The sequence below is a fragment of the Gordonia sp. NPDC127522 genome (genome assembly GCF_042672305.1).
In the GTDB taxonomy this organism is placed as follows: Bacteria; Actinomycetota; Actinomycetes; order Mycobacteriales; family Mycobacteriaceae; genus Gordonia; species Gordonia hongkongensis.
Map to the genome: position 1 here is coordinate 721,797 of NZ_JBHXVK010000001.1, position 14,442 is coordinate 736,238.

The following is a 14,442-nucleotide window of genomic DNA, read 5'->3' on the forward strand; positions in this document are numbered from 1 at the left end:
TCGCCGACACCGCGACCGTCTTAACGTCACTCCCATCAGCCACAGCAGACCAGCAGGAGTGCAACGATGACGATTCAGGCTCTTGATTCGGTAGGGCGGCCTGCCCTCAGCAAGCGCGAGATCGAGGTGCTGACCGTGTGGCTCGCGTGTGATTCCAAGCAGCAGGCCGCCCGACGACTCTTCGTCGGTGAATCCACGGTGCATACTCACCTCACTCGGATCCGCGACAAGTACCGAGTCGTCGGCCGACCCGCGCCGTCAAAGATCGCCCTGCTCATCAGGGCCATCGAAGACGGAATCTGCACCCTCGAAGAAATCGCCAGCCTTACTGCGTTTTTTGACAAGGCAACTGAAGTGCAACGCAGGCAACAACATCCGAGTAACGGTCGGAACCTCGCCTGAAGAGACTCCGCGATGACTGAAGGTCCTCTGAGCGTGTTCAGGATCAAATTGCGATTGCTCTACTTCCGAGCGGCGTCGGACGCCACGTCGACGAAGGTCATCGATCGGGTGACGGCGGCCGATCGGGGGATCGCGTCGAACAGTCCGAACGGCGGTCCGGCGTTGGACAGTCAACAGGGCCGTTGCCGACCGTTAACGCCAACCCTTTACCATGACGGGGGTTCGATTTCGATGCGAGAAGTGGCTGACCAGCGGGGTGTTCCGGTCCGGGATCGCTTGTGTGACAAGGAGTATCGGCGATGCCGGCATGGTGCAAGCTGCGGGGCTGGACGCTGCGCGCAGCGATTTCTGCAGTGATGGCGACGGGGATGACGATCGGTGCGATCGGAGGAACTGTGGAGGTGTCGGCCGAGCCGCCGAATCTCGGTCCGGCGCCCTCCGCGGTTCCCGAGGCCATCGACGCCGCTGTGCCGGCACCGCCGGTGAAGAGGTTGCACCGCATACCTGCGCGCTCGGTGACCCCCGGCGCCTCCCACGAGCTGCAGGAACTTCGCGAGGCGGTCATGCCCTCGCCGAGCGGCGACCGGTTCTTCGATCAATGGCCGGCCGACCTCGCACGCCGTGCTGCCGGAGATGTGATCGCCACTCGCGATGTCATGCGCACGGCGCAGTTGCTGATGACGGTTCCGCTGCAATCGGCTCGGCAGATCAAGTTCCGGAGCGTCGACGCCGGCGATCAGCCGATCTTCGGTACCGCGACCCTCCTCGTCCCCGCCAAGGCATGGAAGGGACCGCGGTCGCGTCCGGTGCTGGTTCACAATTCGCCGATCGTCGCACTCGGGACGAAGTGCACGCCCGGTTACACGCTTGCTCACGGCTATCACGCCGACACCAACACCACCGACCTCATCCCGCCGTTCGCGCAGTTGGCCTTGGACCGCGGCTACGCGGTGATCATGCCCGACCACACCGGACCCCGGATGGCGTACGCCGAACCGTACGTCGCAGCGCACGTGATCATGGACTCGCTGCGGGCGGCAGGGCGGCTCGACCCCGACAACTTCGCCACCGGACCGATCGCCATGCACGGATACTCCGGTGGCGCGATCGCCACGAATGCCGCGGCGAAGCTTGCCGATTCCTACGCCCCGCAGCAGGCCGGGCGGATCGTCGGCGCGGCGTACGGCGGCGTACCGGCCGACTACCGCTCCCTGGCCGGGGCCATGAACGCCAACCTCGGTTCCGGGGTGTTCCACGCCGCCATGCTCGGTGTCGCACGGGAACGTCCCCAAGTCCTTGCGATGGCAAACAACGCGGCACGCTGGTTGGCCACGTCTCCGATGCGGGACCTGTGTACCAGTGGGATGGGTGCCCTGGGTGTGTCGCACATACCCACTCAGGTTCTGTCGGCCGACCCCGATCCTTACCGTTCACCCGTCGCTGAGCGTCTGTTCGCGATCACCTCGATGAAAGATCACCGGGCGACGATGCCGCTGCGGATCTACCACGGAACCTACGAGTGGTGGATACCGGCGAGCCAGGCTCGCGCCCTGTTCGCCGAGCAGTGCGCGCTCGGGGCGTCCGCGTCGTTCCGCGAGTACCCGGCCGAACACATGACCGGGATCTTCGCCGGCCTGCCCGACACGTTGACGTGGCTCGACGATCGTCTGCGCGGGAAACCCGCGCGGAGTGAGTGCCGCTGACAGGACGACCTGGGGTGGCTTCGACTCGACGCCTCGCTCCGCTGGAGCCGGCGCAACCACGGGTCGGGTCAGAGCGCCGCGACGACCAGGTCTGCGATGGCCTTGCTGCCGAGCGGGGTGGGGTGGCGTACCTGGGTTGCCGACCGCGAGATATTTCCCTCGAACCATCGAGCTGAACCTGCGCATGCGTCATGTCCGGCGGCACGCCCGGCCACGTCGACGAAAACAACCGAGTGTGCTCGAGCGGAGTCTCGGAGCACTGCGTTGAAGCGCTCGAAGAACCGTAGGACGAATGCAGCGTCAGCGGTGCTGATGTTCGCCTGACCGGGGCAGCCGTTCTGTCCGAAGTAACCGCCGTGACCGACGAGTACGACGCGTGCGTTCGGAGCGCGTCGGCCGACCTGGGTCAGTGTGGCGTCGATCTTGGGTGCGAGTGAGGCCAGACCGGAGTTGATTCGTCTTGTCACCGAGGCGTTGTCGCGGCAACGTGCGTCGGGGCCAAACGTCTTGGTGAAACAGGACGACACCAGCGACCACCACTGCAGATCGATACCGCCGATCGACAGAGTGACCAGCCGCGTCGACCGCGACAGCGCGTGTGTTTGAACGAGGCGCGGACCGTACAGCGTCAGCTGTGGCGTCGTCGTGACATTGGCGGTGGTGGCATTGACACAGGCGACGGACCGTAGGCTCAGTCCGAGGCGCGCGGCCACATGTACGGGGTAGCCGTCATCTGTGCGCCCGCATCCGTCTGGGCGCAGGCTGGATCCGTTCGTTGGCGCGGCAGCGCGCGAGTCGCCCAACGCGACGTATTCGGGGCCACTCGGGGTCGCTGTCGCGGGCACCGCCAGGACGGTGCTGAGCAGACAGACGAGGGCTGCGAAAGTCGCGGCTCGGACGCGGGACATCAGGGAGCTGTGGCCGTCGATCATGTTGGTATTCCGGTTCTTCTGTGGGCTGATCTGGAGTGGCGCAGTACCTCAGGCCCGGCAAAAGGCCTTCAGGTTCTGCTGCGAGGTGAAGGCGGAGATACTCACCGATCCGTTGGCCGCGAGCTCCGCCAGGTATGTGCCCTCGTACTGAACGGCTTCGTCCGGGTACCTCGTGGCGAGGTCGCCAAGTTCGGCAATAGCTTCGAGGCCACCTGCAGGACCACGGGAGTTGATCAGAGTCCTGGTTCGGTACAGGTCCGAGACTTTCTGCCACGCATCGCAGACGTCCTGCTTCGTCGGGGCCGTGTTCTCCGTCGAAGCGCCTCTGGGTTCCTCGACCGTGACCTGTGCGCCGTCGGGTCGGGTGCACCGGATGACCGGCTCGCCCGCCTCGGTTTCCGCGGCGCCGAGGATGTTGCATCCCCACGAATCGAGTTGCGCGCCGCGATCACCGCGTTGGGTGCGGGGATCGTCGACGTAGCGTTCGACGAGACGGAGGGCGCTCTGGCAGTCAACGCCCCTGGCGACGACCCGAAGCTTCGGGAAATCGGCTGTGGGCCCGCAGTTGTCGGCCTCGTCCTGTGAAGCCGGGTTCGGCAGGCACGTGCACAGGGTGAGAGTCTTGACGGTACCGCTGGCGACATCGCCGTCGTAGGAAACCTTGAGCGCGATGCCGCGGGGTTCATCTGCTGCGAAATATGCTGTGGACGTGGCCTTGTCGTCACGAACCGGCTTGCCGAACAGTTCGACGACGCGACTCATCGGAGTGCCGACCGTCACCCCGTCGACTGTCGTGACCGCCGATCCGAGCGGGCGGATCTCGACCAGTACGCCCTCGGCGAATACCCACTCGCAGTCGCGCCAGCGCACGACCACGCGGTCGCCGTCCACAGTTCCCGTGGACAGTTCCGGGAAGCCTGGCGTCCTGGCTCTGATCTCGTCGGCCCGAGACCCCAGGTTCACCCCGGCCAGTCCGGTATTGGTCAGCTTCGTCGACGCCGAGTCGGCGTCACGGGCGGCGGCGATCCGTGCGGCGAGCTGTTGCGAGTTGTCTGCCGTGATGTACACACCGCTGCCCTCGCGGGCGATGCACTCCAGCTGGGTGTTCGTCGCACGAAAGCCGATGGTGCTGATCGTGACGTCGGGGTAGCGAGCGCGCAGCTGCTGGGCCGTGTCGCAGGGATCGGGCGGGCAGTTTGCCTCTCCGTCGGAGACCAGAACGACGGACCCTCCGCTGCCCGCCAGCAGCTCGACACCTTGGGTGAGAGCCTTCGACAGTGGGGTCCATCCCTGGGCCTCGACACCGGCGATGGCTTCGGTTGCTGCCCCCTTGTCTATGGGCGCCAGATCCATGATCGTCGTGACGTCCTGGCAGCCGGCCGCCTGGCGCGTCGTCTTCGCGCTGAGCGTGTTCCCGTAGGCGACGAGTCCGAACGGTGTGCCGTCGGGGAGGCCCGTCGCAAAATCCGTCACGGCGGCGCGTGCAGCGTCGATGCGGGGGCCGGGAGCGTCGGCAGTCAGCATCGACTCTGATCCGTCGAGCACGACCACGACAGGGGAGGTGTCGGCGGACGCGGTCGTGCTCTCCGACGGGGAGCTCGGACTGCCGTCGCCCGACGTGCTACATGCGGCCACAAGGAGACAGAGGATGGCCAGAGAGCCCAACCGGGCGGATAGCGTCACCAGCGGATAGTAGGTAGTCGACGACCTCGCCGGAACCTTCACCGGCCGAGTTCACCCGATCGGGTGACACTCGGTTCTGTTGTGCCGCAGAGGATCATGTCCGTGCAGGATCACAAACTCGTTTTCGTCATGGGTTTATTACGTACCGGGGCCTCGATGGTCCCCCCGCGTCACGGGTCGCTTCAACCCGGTGCTTATTCGTCGACCTGTGCGACGGTGCGTCGACCCTCGGCGGTGAGGGCGAAGTACTTACGGCGCCGATCTGAGCCCGGACCCGGCTGCGAAGGCGCCACAAGACCCTCATTGAAGAGGTCGCCCAAGGCACGCGATATCTCGTCAAGGCGAACGTCAGTGCCGTTGTCGGCGATCCGCTTCTTCAACTCTGAAGGTGAGAGAGTTTCATCGACGGCGACGTTGCTCAGAACGAGTGCCCTGATCTGGCCGCGACGAGTAAGGCCCCCCGAGATGAACGCGGTTCCGAGCTGTTCCAGCCGAACGGTCATGAGCTCGTTGATCGCCCACAAGGCCCCGGCGAGGTATGCCTGTCGTTCTTTTCCGAGCAGAGCTTTCTCCGGGGTATTGATGGCGTGATCGCCGACCTCGAGCTGCTCCCGCGCTCCCGCGACAGCGGCCTGGGCCAGCCGAATGTCGGCCTCCGCTCCAGCGGCGACAAGCCGGCCGAGGTCGTAGACCAAGCCGATCGCGGGCCGCAGGTCAGGTTCCTTGCTTTGGTCTCTTGTGCGTTCTGCGAGGTCGTTCAGAAGCGACACGAGTGAAGCAGCGGCGACTGACGGCATTGACACAACCTAGCACGGGCGCAACTATTGTCAATCATTGTCTCCCGTTCGGCGGACGAGTCGCTCATCGAAGGAGAAGGTCCACAGGCCCGGCTCTCGCCCGGGCGTGCTGTTGTTGTTCTCCGACACGGCCCAGTAGCGATCTGGCTGTTCGGCGTACGGACCGGCGAAAACGGCTTCTGCCCTGCTGACTGCCGTCGCCTGCGATGCGTCGACCGGTGACTTGTCGTCAGCCCAGTGCGCAGGGCCGTTGGCGATGACGACGAAAGCTTGGCTTCGGCGACACAGTGAGGCGGCAGTGTCGGTCAGCGAGGCTGTTTTAGGGCTCATGGCGGGAACCAGGAGGAGATTCACTCCGATCGCCGCCAGCTGACTCAAAACTGCGTCGTCCATCCCGTCACGGCAGATCAACACACACAGCGTCCACCGTTCACTGGCGAAGACGCGAACCTCGGTGCCAGACCGTATTTGTTCGATTGCATCGCCGATGTATGCGGGATGCAGCTTGCGAGGCGTCGACACAGAATGATCCCGGGCGAAATCGGGAGTATGCACTACGAGTCTGCCCTCGTTGGTCATGAACCCTTCGTCGTCAGGGCCGCTTCCGAGACCAGTGCACACCACTGTGGGCCGCGGCTCCCGCGGCTCACGGGCGAGAAGAGCGGTGTGGACCGCCTCGGTGAGCGTGTACTCCGGCATGACAAGAATATCGGCGCCACGTCCCGCTGCGCGCGAGCTCAATCGTGCGATTCGGTCAGCCTGGGCTGCAACATCTTTCGGGCCAAAGTTTGCGAAAGTGCGACGCGGCAGATCATCGAACGCGATATCGAACTCGGTGAGGTCACTGTTGGGTTGACCAACCGCCACCGTCAATCGGCCTGATGCCCCCACGGGGCTCAGCCGATTCCAGCTGTCGAAATCGATGACGTAGATGTACGGTGCCGCGCCGGCAATCCGTAGGCGCCGCGTTTGTGCCAGATCACGGTCGGGAAGATTGGCCGGCTTTGTGTTGGCGGCATGTGGTCCCAGCCAGCGTCGGGGGTCATGCCGGCATACCGGGTATGGTTCGCCCGGCGACAGGACCACTTCACCACGTGCTCGAAACCAGTGGAGGTACGTATCGCCGGCAAGTTCGTCAAGACACTCGGCCATCCCGCGCGCGACCGCGAGCGCGTGCATGCGACGCGTATTCGAGCTCTTTTGGCCGACCGCGTGTCTACCGAACTCACACAGAGCTTTTCGAGATGCGCGAGACATGAAGGACAATGGACGGACGTCACCCGAGTCCTGTGTGGCCAGCACTCGCAACGTGGGATCGGCGGCAAACATTGCGGCGAGGGCTCCCGCGTGGATCGAAGCGATTGTGTCGAAGGGTTCGCCGGGATCGAGGTTCGCCCACGTATCGGAGCCCGCCGTGTTGTCGCTGCAGTACTTCAACAGTTCGACTGCGACGTTGAGCCACGTCGCGTCGAGGTCGGGCATTGCGAGGATGCGATCGATCGTTGCATCAAACGAATCTGTGTCGTTTGGTGACATTCGTGCGGCCTCCGAATCGGAACCAGGCTGGAACGCTCCGCAATGCCATATCCGGCCATGTTTCCCGGCAGCGAGCTCTGCACAGTGTAGTCAGGTTCGGCGGCTCGGTGTCGCAATTCTGTTGCGCGGCTGTGTTCGTCCGAGCTCTGGTGTTCCTTGCCAAGTTGCCCCGCCGAAAAGTCACTACAAGAGCTTGGGTGGTCTCAGGGGGCGACTCGATGACGGGCGCAGTGCCGCCACCCGGTCTGCCGATTGGCCCGAGAAGATTCGTAGAAACCGGAGGAAGGTCCCGCGCTCAAGAGCTGATGCGGGCCGGTTCCACGACGGCTCTGTTGACTCCGATGAACGCCTGGCTCGATCACCCGCCGTGTCGTCCGCGATGAGAGCGCGGGGGAGTATGCGGCCACCCGCAAGCGAACAGTCGCGATGGTGCCCCCACCAGGGCTCGAACCTGGGACCTGCGGATTAAAAGTCCGTAGCTCTACCAACTGAGCTATAGGGGCAGGGCCCCGGCGAGCCGGGGCGTCGATGAGTTTACAACGTGTGCAAACGGTGCGAACGTGACCCTCGGTGTGCGTGTCGTCGAGCTGGTCGCGATGCTTCGTTTATGGGTCTGACCAGTCGATTTGTGGTTTGCGCGAGACCTGTCATAAGCTATGCGAGCTCCCAACGGAGAACACGACCGGCCCCCTTCGTCTAGCGGCCTAGGACGCCGCCCTTTCAAGGCGGTAGCGCGGGTTCGAATCCCGTAGGGGGTACGCCTGCGCGGCACTCGGTAACGAGGACCGCGCAGATAATTTAACAAGGCCCTGTGGCGCAGTTGGTTAGCGCGCCGCCCTGTCACGGCGGAGGTCGCGGGTTCGAGTCCCGTCAGGGTCGCCAAAGGTTTCGGTTCATCGTCAACCGGTACCTTCCGGCCAGGTAGCTCAGTTGGTACGAGCGTCCGCCTGAAAAGCGGAAGGTCGTCGGTTCGATCCCGACTCTGGCCACCACAACGATCCCCAGCAGTCGGAGACTGCTGGGGTTTCTTGTTTCGACAGATGCGGCGGTGTGGGCAGTGCTGGTTCGGGCTGCTGTTGGCTGAATCACTCACGGCGACAACGGATTCACCCGAACAGACGACCTCTGGCGGGCTGCAGAACCGAGATCTACCTGGCATGATGGTCCGGTGAACGCGATACCGGGGGGTACGCCGCGTCTACCCTCACATGACCAATTCCCGGAACAACCCAGCCACGGCTCGGCGCGGCATGCTACCGACGCCGAGAGTTCCAGCCCACCGACCTACCGGTACGAGTACAAAGACCCGTACGCACCCATGTCGACCGCCAAACAAGTGGTGCTCGGGTGCGCGATCTCGTTGGTGCTCATCGCTTTTGCCGTGGCGGCATTCCTCATCGGGCAGGGGTGAGGGGGACGTCGCAAGGCGCGGCTCTGATCGTCGAATAGAGCCCGGCGCGGGGCCGAGGGGGTGAGTTGACTCGGCCCCGCGCCGGGACTCGTAGCCGGTCCCTGCGGAGGCGGGGGAGCGGCGATACCGCCAGAGTGGTCTCTTCGGTGACGCCGAACGCTGCGTCGCGCGGTGGGTGTCAGCTGTTAGGCTGCTGCGCTGGACTCGCCGTCACCCGAGTCGGAAGACGAATCGCTTTCGGTCTCCGTGTTCGACACGTCCGACGAATCCTCCTCGGACGTGAGCGTGTCGGTGGAATCGCCGTCGGCAGAATCGGTGTCAGCGGCATCGGTGTCGGCTGCGTGCCGCCCGCTGCCCGTGAGGCGATGCCGGCCGCCCTCTGACGGGGTCGCCTCGGGGGTTGATGTGTCAGCGTCGGCAGTCTCAGGCGCGCGATGACGACCGCCCGACGAGACTTCGGTGTCAGCGGCCGGGACGTCGGCGTCAATAGTGGGCGCCGGCGCCGGCGATTCGGCCGGCGGATCTTCGGAGTCGGCAGAGTCCACAAGACGGGCGACGGCTGGTAAGTCGTCCTCAGACGACGACTCGACCGGCACCGCGGCGTTCGACTTTGTCGGCGTCACCAGCGGGTAGAAAGCGTTGTTGACCGCGTCCCACCGCTCGAGATCGGCCTCGCTCGGTTCGATACCCACCGCGTCGTTGAGGATCATCGCGACCAACGTCAGCGGGTGGTGTTTCGGCTGATAGACGACGTACGTCATGTTGCCGTCGCGGCTTTTCATCGTCGTCGGCGCTGTGGTGTAGTCGATGAGATTGCCGTAGTTCTCTTCGCCCAGGCCCGAATGGATCGCGATGAATCCGGCCGCGTTCACGAGCAGCGAACTCACCGGCCTGAGCGTTCGCCACTGAAAGTTGGCAACCGGATCGCCGACCACGATGACGGACACCACGGGGAGATCGTCGCCGGTGGCGCCGGGATCGCGCGCTCCGTTGCTCTCGGCGCCGAATAGTTCGAACACGGAACCGACGACGTTGTTGTCGGCCCAGGCCTTCAGGCCCCACGGGCTCCGCGGATCGGAGATGAGCAGGATCATCGAGTTGTCGACGTCGATCTCCCCGGCGGCATACGCCTTTTCCGCAGCGTCGCCGAGTGCGTCGGCTCCCTGGGAGTACCCGGTGTAGACGATGTACGGCTGCCCCCCGGTCTGCTGCGCGAACGCCCGCATGACTGTGACATTGTTGTCGACGGCGACATCACGAGAAGCGTCGTAAGTCGGGGCGAAGATCGGCAGGATGGCACCAGACCGGCCAGACACCAATGGGCCCAGCGCTTCCGGGTAGTCGACGACCAGAACCTGGCGGCCGGCACGGAGTCCCCTGATGCGCGGATACAAGGTGCCGTCGTCGGTCCCCGGCGTCACGACCACGATAGTGTTCCCGTCGACGCGCGGGAACGTTGTCGACAGCCAGTCCGGACCGAGCCCGTCGTCGGGTTCCGCGGGGCGGAACACGCCGTCGTCGTTCAGTTCCTCGATGGTGGCCAGCGTCTCGGCCGACAGGACCGGCGCGGCCGCAGCGGTCGTGGGCAGTGCCGTCGGGATGACCATGCCGAGGCACAACGCACAACCCACCGTGGACGCGCGCAGCGTTCGTCGAAAACCGTTCATGTGTCCCGCCCCTAGGTGCGTGCCGACCTGCTCATCGGTCATTGGCATGCTTGATCTGATCTCAAGGATCTTGAAAACTCGACCAAGTCTCTGTGGGCGAAGGCGATCGACACAAGTTACCGCTCGGTTTTCACCCGTTCGGGTGAACGAGGGCCGCGTCGCTCACTCGTGTACTCGCTGAACGTATTTGACGACCGTATGCGTCCAGGTTCTTTCCTTCGTTTAACGAACAGCTGGCCTCAGAACGGCGGTGGGTCGATGCGGTCGAGTTCTTCGCGGGCTCGTTTGTTGCGGGCGCGTTCTTGTCGCCGGCGGGCCAGTTTGGCGTCCCGTCGGCTGTGTGTGCGCTCCGGGTTGTCGGAGGCGATGACCCGTGGGGTGGGTGGGGCTTGGGCGGCTTGTTCGAACCGGATACGCCGCAGGTTGGGGAAGGTGTCTTCCAGCGTTTCGGCGTCGCCGGGCAGGGTGACCCCTTCGGGGGTCTCGTATTCGGTGACCAGGCGACCGTCGTCGTCGCGGTACTGCACATCGACCCAGTCCCCGTGGGTTTTCAACAGGTGACTAGGTCGGCATTTGGCGTTGAGGTTCTCACTCGACGTCGCCCCACCCCGGGAAGGGTCGGTGTGGTCGTACTCGGTGACATGGTCGAGATCGCACGCGAACGCTGAACGAGTGCAGCCGGGTTCGGTGCAGTAGCCGTCCCGCACCCGCACGAAATCGGCGCACGACGTGGTGGGCCGGTACCCGTTGCCGGGGTGCGTTGCCGGGTAGACCACTGCGACCGACGCGGCGGTGACATCGGCCGAGTCATCGGATCGCGCCGCGGTGGAATGATTCTCGCTGTCGGCTCGGGTGTCCTCGGCTGGTGCCGGGCGCTGGGCGCTCCGCCGCTGGTCATCGTCGTTGGTGCTGCGGGCCACGTAGGTCGGTTGGGTGCGGGCCGGGGTCACCGGGGACAGGGTGGCGTCCGGGCGGGCGGCGAGGTCACGGACATGCTCATCGGAGATGATGCCGTGTTCGTCGAGGAACCCCACCCCGGGCGCCCCGGCCAGGGTCGCGGCATCGGTGACCACATGGATCACCACTTCGGCGCGGACCGCGTCGAGCACATCCTGCGGGTCCGGAATGTCGGCGGCGCACGGCTGTTCGTCGTCGCACTGGCACTCGAATGCCGTGCGGGTCAACAGCGCGAACATCGCATCGGATCGCCGTATCCCCTGGGTGCGGCCATCCCGCTTACAGACCGAGTCAGCGAGGATGGCGACGGCTTCGGCCGAGATCCGCACATTCTCCGCCGACATCACCGCAGTGAGTTCGGCAGTCCCATCGGGCAGTTCGTGGGTCCACACCCCACGCTGATCCATCGCGTCTTTGCGGCGTTGGCGTACCGCATCCGGATCGTGGCGGAACACCAGGCGGTCGACCATGTCCCGCAACCGCGCCCGATCCCACACACCTGTGCGGCGGCGCACAGTGTCGGCGATCTCGGCATCCAATGCGGGGGTGATGGGGTCATCGGCGGGGATCAGCTCGGTGCGGGAGATGACCAACCGGATCTGCCACTGCGCCAAGACCCCGACACGCAGGGTGTCGGCGGTGTCGGGGAGCCGATCCCGCAGCGCGAGGGCCTCATCGATCAGGGTTTCGGCGTGCCGGCGGGACACCCCGGCTTGGCGGGCGATGCGGGCCGCGCAGTCGGCGTGGCCGTCCATCACGAACCCCGATGCGCTGGTGGTGACCAGGCGGTCGGTCATCGCCGCGATCGTCTGATAGCGGTGCCAGGCGAGGTAGGACTCGCCGCGTCGTGTGGCGTCGAGGCCGGCCATCAACATGACCATGTCGGTCTCGGCGGCGTGGGCAGGATCGACTCCGGCGATGTACTCGCTCGGTAGATCGGTCCACGCCCGCACAACGCCCCCCGACGCCTACTCTGCCACCCGCCCCGAGCTGGGTGAACTGTTACGACCAATGTAAACCCGACCACCGACAAAACCTGGATGAGTCTCCACAGCAGATGACATCGTCGTAGACGAAATATTCTCTGGGCGTTGCGGTATGGTGCCGGCCGGGTCGGTGGTGGCTGAGTTGTTCGGGTCGCCAGGTGGTTTCGACACGGCGACTCGCCTAGCGGCTCGTTGCCGGCTCAACCAGCGGGGGAAGAGGTGGTCGCCAGGTGGCTTCGACACGGCGACTCGCCTAGCGGCTCGTTGCCGGCTCAACCAGCGGAGTGGGCGGTTCAACCAGCGGAGTGGGCGGTTCAACGAGCGGAGGGGGTATCGGCTCGACCAGCGGAGGGTGTCGGTTCGACCAGCGGGGGAAGGGGTGGTCGCCAGGTGGTTTCGACACGGCGACTCGCCTAGCGGCTCGTTGCCGGCTCAACCAGCGGAGGGGGGTGCCGGCTCAACCAGCGGAGGGGGTGCCGGCTCGACCAGCGGAGGGTGTCGGTTCGACCAGCGGGGGAAGGGGTGGTCGCCAGGTGGTTTCGACACGGCGCCTCGCTCCGCTCGGTGCCGGCTCAACCAGCGGGGGTGGGCGACTCGCCTAGCGGCTCGTTGCCGGCTCAACCAGCGGAGGGTGCCGGCTCAACCAGCGGCAACGGCGCAATCGTGCCGCTTCCGTTCGTCGGTCCGGCCATACTCATTCGATGAGAACTCGCACGACCAGGGTGGTCGTCCGCAGCGTGTACGGCACCGCCGCCGTCGAGTGGTTCTTGATCCTCGCGATCGCGACGATCATCGTCACGCGTCTGTATCTGCACCTCACCGGGTATCCGCAGGTCGGCAGCGGAACACTGCACATCGCACACGCGCTGTGGGGTGGCGCGCTGATGATGCTGGCGCTCATCACCGGATGGCTGTTCCTCGGGGCGACGGCGCGGATCATCGCGATCGTGCTGGGCGGTATGGGTTTCGGGTTGTTTCTCGACGAGGTCGGCAAGTTCGTCACCCGCACCAACGACTACTTCTACGGGCCGTCGGCCGAGATCATGTACGTGCTCGTCGTGATGATCCTGTTGATCAGCCGCGTCGTTCGGGATGTCAAGCGGCCCACCGGCGCCGAGGCGCTCGCCAATGCGGCGGTCATCGCGGCCGACGGTGTCGCGCACGGGCTTCCGGAACGACGTCGACGCCAGGCCGAAGAGTTTCTCGTGGTGGCCGAGAGCAAGGGGCTCGACGCCGAGACGATCGGTCACATCCGAGCGCTCCTCGAATCCAGCGAGGGTACGCCGGACCGGTTGATGCGACTCCGCGACCGGGCGGTCGCCCTGATCCCGGACTTCTTCCGCAGTCCCCGATGGATTCCGGTCGTCGGGTGGGGGTTGGTCATCGCGTCCGCACTCACCGTCATCGTCGGCGTGCTGAGCTTCTACTTCTCCGGAGACCGCAGCGAAGAACTCGACATCTACATCGAGCTCACCGGCAGCACGCCCGCCACCTGGATCCTGTTGATCAGCGGGATCGCGACACTCGCCCTGGCGCTTCCGGCGATGGTCGCGCGCCGGCGCGGTGTGGAGCCGGCCGGGCCGCTACGAGGGCTGCGTATCGCCGCCCTGGTGTTCATGCTGTCGAACGCTCTCGTCGACTTCGCGCTCGAGGGCTTCGGCGCCCTGTTCAACCTCGCCCTGGGTTTGTTCGCCCTCAGCATCGTGAGTTACCACCTCGCGCAGGCGTCCGTCGCGTCGGACGGCAGTCGTGATCAACTGAGGGTGTGACTCATCTCGATCGGACTGTGGCTGCCGCGCGTGTCGAGGGCTTCGACCGGCGGACCGCGGACGTCCCGGGCGCACGGGCCGCCTCGGTCGTCCTCGCGGTAGCGGAGAAGGACGGCCGTCAGGGGATCTGGCTGTGCAAGCGTCCCACGACGATGCGACGCCACGCCGCCCAGTTCGCACTCCCCGGTGGCCGGCTCGACCCCGGCGAGGACTACATCACGGCCGGCCTGCGCGAACTCGACGAAGAACTCGGCATCCAGCTGCCGCCGAGCTCGGTGCTCGGGGCGCTCGACGACTATCCGACGCGCTCGGGGTTCGTGATCACCCCGATCGTCTGCTGGGCCGAGGAATACCAGGAGCCGACGCCCAATCCCGACGAGGTGGCGCTGCTGTTCTTCGTCACCTTCGAGGAGCTGCTCGTCGAACCGCGGTTCCTCACGATCCCGCAGTCCGATCTCCCGGTCATCCAGCTGCCCATCGTCGGGTCCCTCGTCCACGCGCCGACCGCCGCGGTGATCTACCAGTTCGCCGAGGTGGTCCTGCGGGATCGCCAGACGCGGGTCGACGGCTTCGAGCAGCCGGTCTTCGCCTGGAAGTAG

Annotated in this window: 10 protein-coding genes and 4 tRNA genes; 7 read left to right on the top strand and 7 right to left on the bottom strand. The window is 65.4% G+C overall.

Annotated features, from left to right (window positions below; genetic code table 11):
- Nucleotides 1-66: 66 nt before the first annotated feature.
- Both ACFVHY_RS03280 and ACFVHY_RS03285 read left to right on the top strand, forming a co-directional pair.
- A complete protein-coding gene (locus tag ACFVHY_RS03280) occupies nucleotides 67-402 on the top strand; it encodes a LuxR C-terminal-related transcriptional regulator (protein WP_390268293.1) in 336 nt (111 codons plus the stop codon).
- A gap of 299 nt (nucleotides 403-701) precedes the next feature.
- Nucleotides 702-2,105: a lipase family protein gene (locus tag ACFVHY_RS03285; RefSeq protein ID WP_390268296.1), complete on the top strand. Its 1,404-nt coding sequence runs from the start codon at nucleotides 702-704 to the stop codon at nucleotides 2,103-2,105.
- 68 nt (nucleotides 2,106-2,173) lie between these two features.
- Here the strand turns inward: ACFVHY_RS03285 and ACFVHY_RS03290 are convergent, their stop codons facing one another.
- From ACFVHY_RS03290 to ACFVHY_RS03310, 5 genes are all read right to left on the bottom strand, one after another.
- A complete protein-coding gene (locus tag ACFVHY_RS03290) occupies nucleotides 2,174-3,037 on the bottom strand; it encodes an SGNH/GDSL hydrolase family protein (RefSeq protein ID WP_390268299.1) in 864 nt (287 codons plus the stop codon).
- 48 nt (nucleotides 3,038-3,085) lie between these two features.
- On the bottom strand, nucleotides 3,086-4,720 hold the full coding sequence (locus tag ACFVHY_RS03295) for a VWA domain-containing protein (protein ID WP_390268302.1): 1,635 nt from the start codon (nucleotides 4,718-4,720) through the stop codon (nucleotides 3,086-3,088).
- A 194-nt stretch (nucleotides 4,721-4,914) separates the two neighbouring features.
- A complete protein-coding gene (locus ACFVHY_RS03300; RefSeq protein WP_388055081.1) occupies nucleotides 4,915-5,517 on the bottom strand; it encodes a PadR family transcriptional regulator in 603 nt (200 codons plus the stop codon).
- A 30-nt stretch (nucleotides 5,518-5,547) separates the two neighbouring features.
- Nucleotides 5,548-6,999 (bottom strand): hypothetical protein, encoded by a 1,452-nt coding sequence (locus ACFVHY_RS03305; protein ID WP_390268305.1) that lies wholly within the window; start codon nucleotides 6,997-6,999, stop codon nucleotides 5,548-5,550.
- A 481-nt stretch (nucleotides 7,000-7,480) separates the two neighbouring features.
- Nucleotides 7,481-7,556, bottom strand: a tRNA-Lys gene (locus ACFVHY_RS03310).
- A gap of 182 nt (nucleotides 7,557-7,738) precedes the next feature.
- On the opposite strand from ACFVHY_RS03310, the gene ACFVHY_RS03315 reads away from it, so the two are divergent.
- From ACFVHY_RS03315 to ACFVHY_RS03325, 3 genes are all read left to right on the top strand, one after another.
- Nucleotides 7,739-7,811, top strand: a tRNA-Glu gene (locus ACFVHY_RS03315).
- Between the two features lie 47 nt (nucleotides 7,812-7,858).
- A tRNA-Asp gene (locus tag ACFVHY_RS03320) sits at nucleotides 7,859-7,935 on the top strand.
- A 33-nt stretch (nucleotides 7,936-7,968) separates the two neighbouring features.
- Nucleotides 7,969-8,045 (top strand) — tRNA-Phe (locus ACFVHY_RS03325).
- Between the two features lie 604 nt (nucleotides 8,046-8,649).
- Here ACFVHY_RS03325 and ACFVHY_RS03330 read toward each other — a convergent pair.
- Together ACFVHY_RS03330 and ACFVHY_RS03335 are read right to left on the bottom strand one after the other, a co-directional pair.
- Complete coding sequence (locus tag ACFVHY_RS03330) at nucleotides 8,650-10,173, bottom strand: PE-PPE domain-containing protein (RefSeq protein ID WP_390268308.1); 1,524 nt, start codon at nucleotides 10,171-10,173, stop codon at nucleotides 8,650-8,652.
- 197 nt (nucleotides 10,174-10,370) lie between these two features.
- The gene (locus ACFVHY_RS03335; RefSeq protein ID WP_390268311.1) at nucleotides 10,371-12,041 is read right to left on the bottom strand and encodes a DUF222 domain-containing protein; all 1,671 of its coding nucleotides are present in this window, start codon (nucleotides 12,039-12,041) and stop codon (nucleotides 10,371-10,373) included.
- A gap of 755 nt (nucleotides 12,042-12,796) precedes the next feature.
- Between ACFVHY_RS03335 and ACFVHY_RS03340 the strand changes: the two genes are divergently transcribed.
- A complete protein-coding gene (locus ACFVHY_RS03340; RefSeq protein ID WP_390268819.1) occupies nucleotides 12,797-13,843 on the top strand; it encodes a hypothetical protein in 1,047 nt (348 codons plus the stop codon).
- Nucleotides 13,840-14,442: an NUDIX hydrolase gene (locus ACFVHY_RS03345; protein WP_390268314.1), complete on the top strand. Its 603-nt coding sequence runs from the start codon at nucleotides 13,840-13,842 to the stop codon at nucleotides 14,440-14,442. The genes ACFVHY_RS03340 and ACFVHY_RS03345 overlap by 4 nt, the downstream gene beginning before the upstream one ends.

Bases quoted from the DNA above. Each gene is read 5' to 3' on its own strand.
- ACFVHY_RS03280 (WP_390268293.1), top strand. From the start codon at position 67: ATGACGATTCAGGCTCTTGATTCGGTAGGGCGGCCTGCCCTCAGCAAG.
- ACFVHY_RS03285 (WP_390268296.1), top strand. From the start codon at position 702: ATGCCGGCATGGTGCAAGCTGCGGGGCTGGACGCTGCGCGCAGCGATT.
- ACFVHY_RS03290 (WP_390268299.1), bottom strand. From the start codon at position 3,037: ATGATCGACGGCCACAGCTCCCTGATGTCCCGCGTCCGAGCCGCGACT.
- ACFVHY_RS03300 (WP_388055081.1), bottom strand. From the start codon at position 5,517: ATGCCGTCAGTCGCCGCTGCTTCACTCGTGTCGCTTCTGAACGACCTC.
- ACFVHY_RS03305 (WP_390268305.1), bottom strand. From the start codon at position 6,999: ATGCCCGACCTCGACGCGACGTGGCTCAACGTCGCAGTCGAACTGTTG.
- ACFVHY_RS03330 (WP_390268308.1), bottom strand. From the start codon at position 10,173: ATGACCGATGAGCAGGTCGGCACGCACCTAGGGGCGGGACACATGAAC.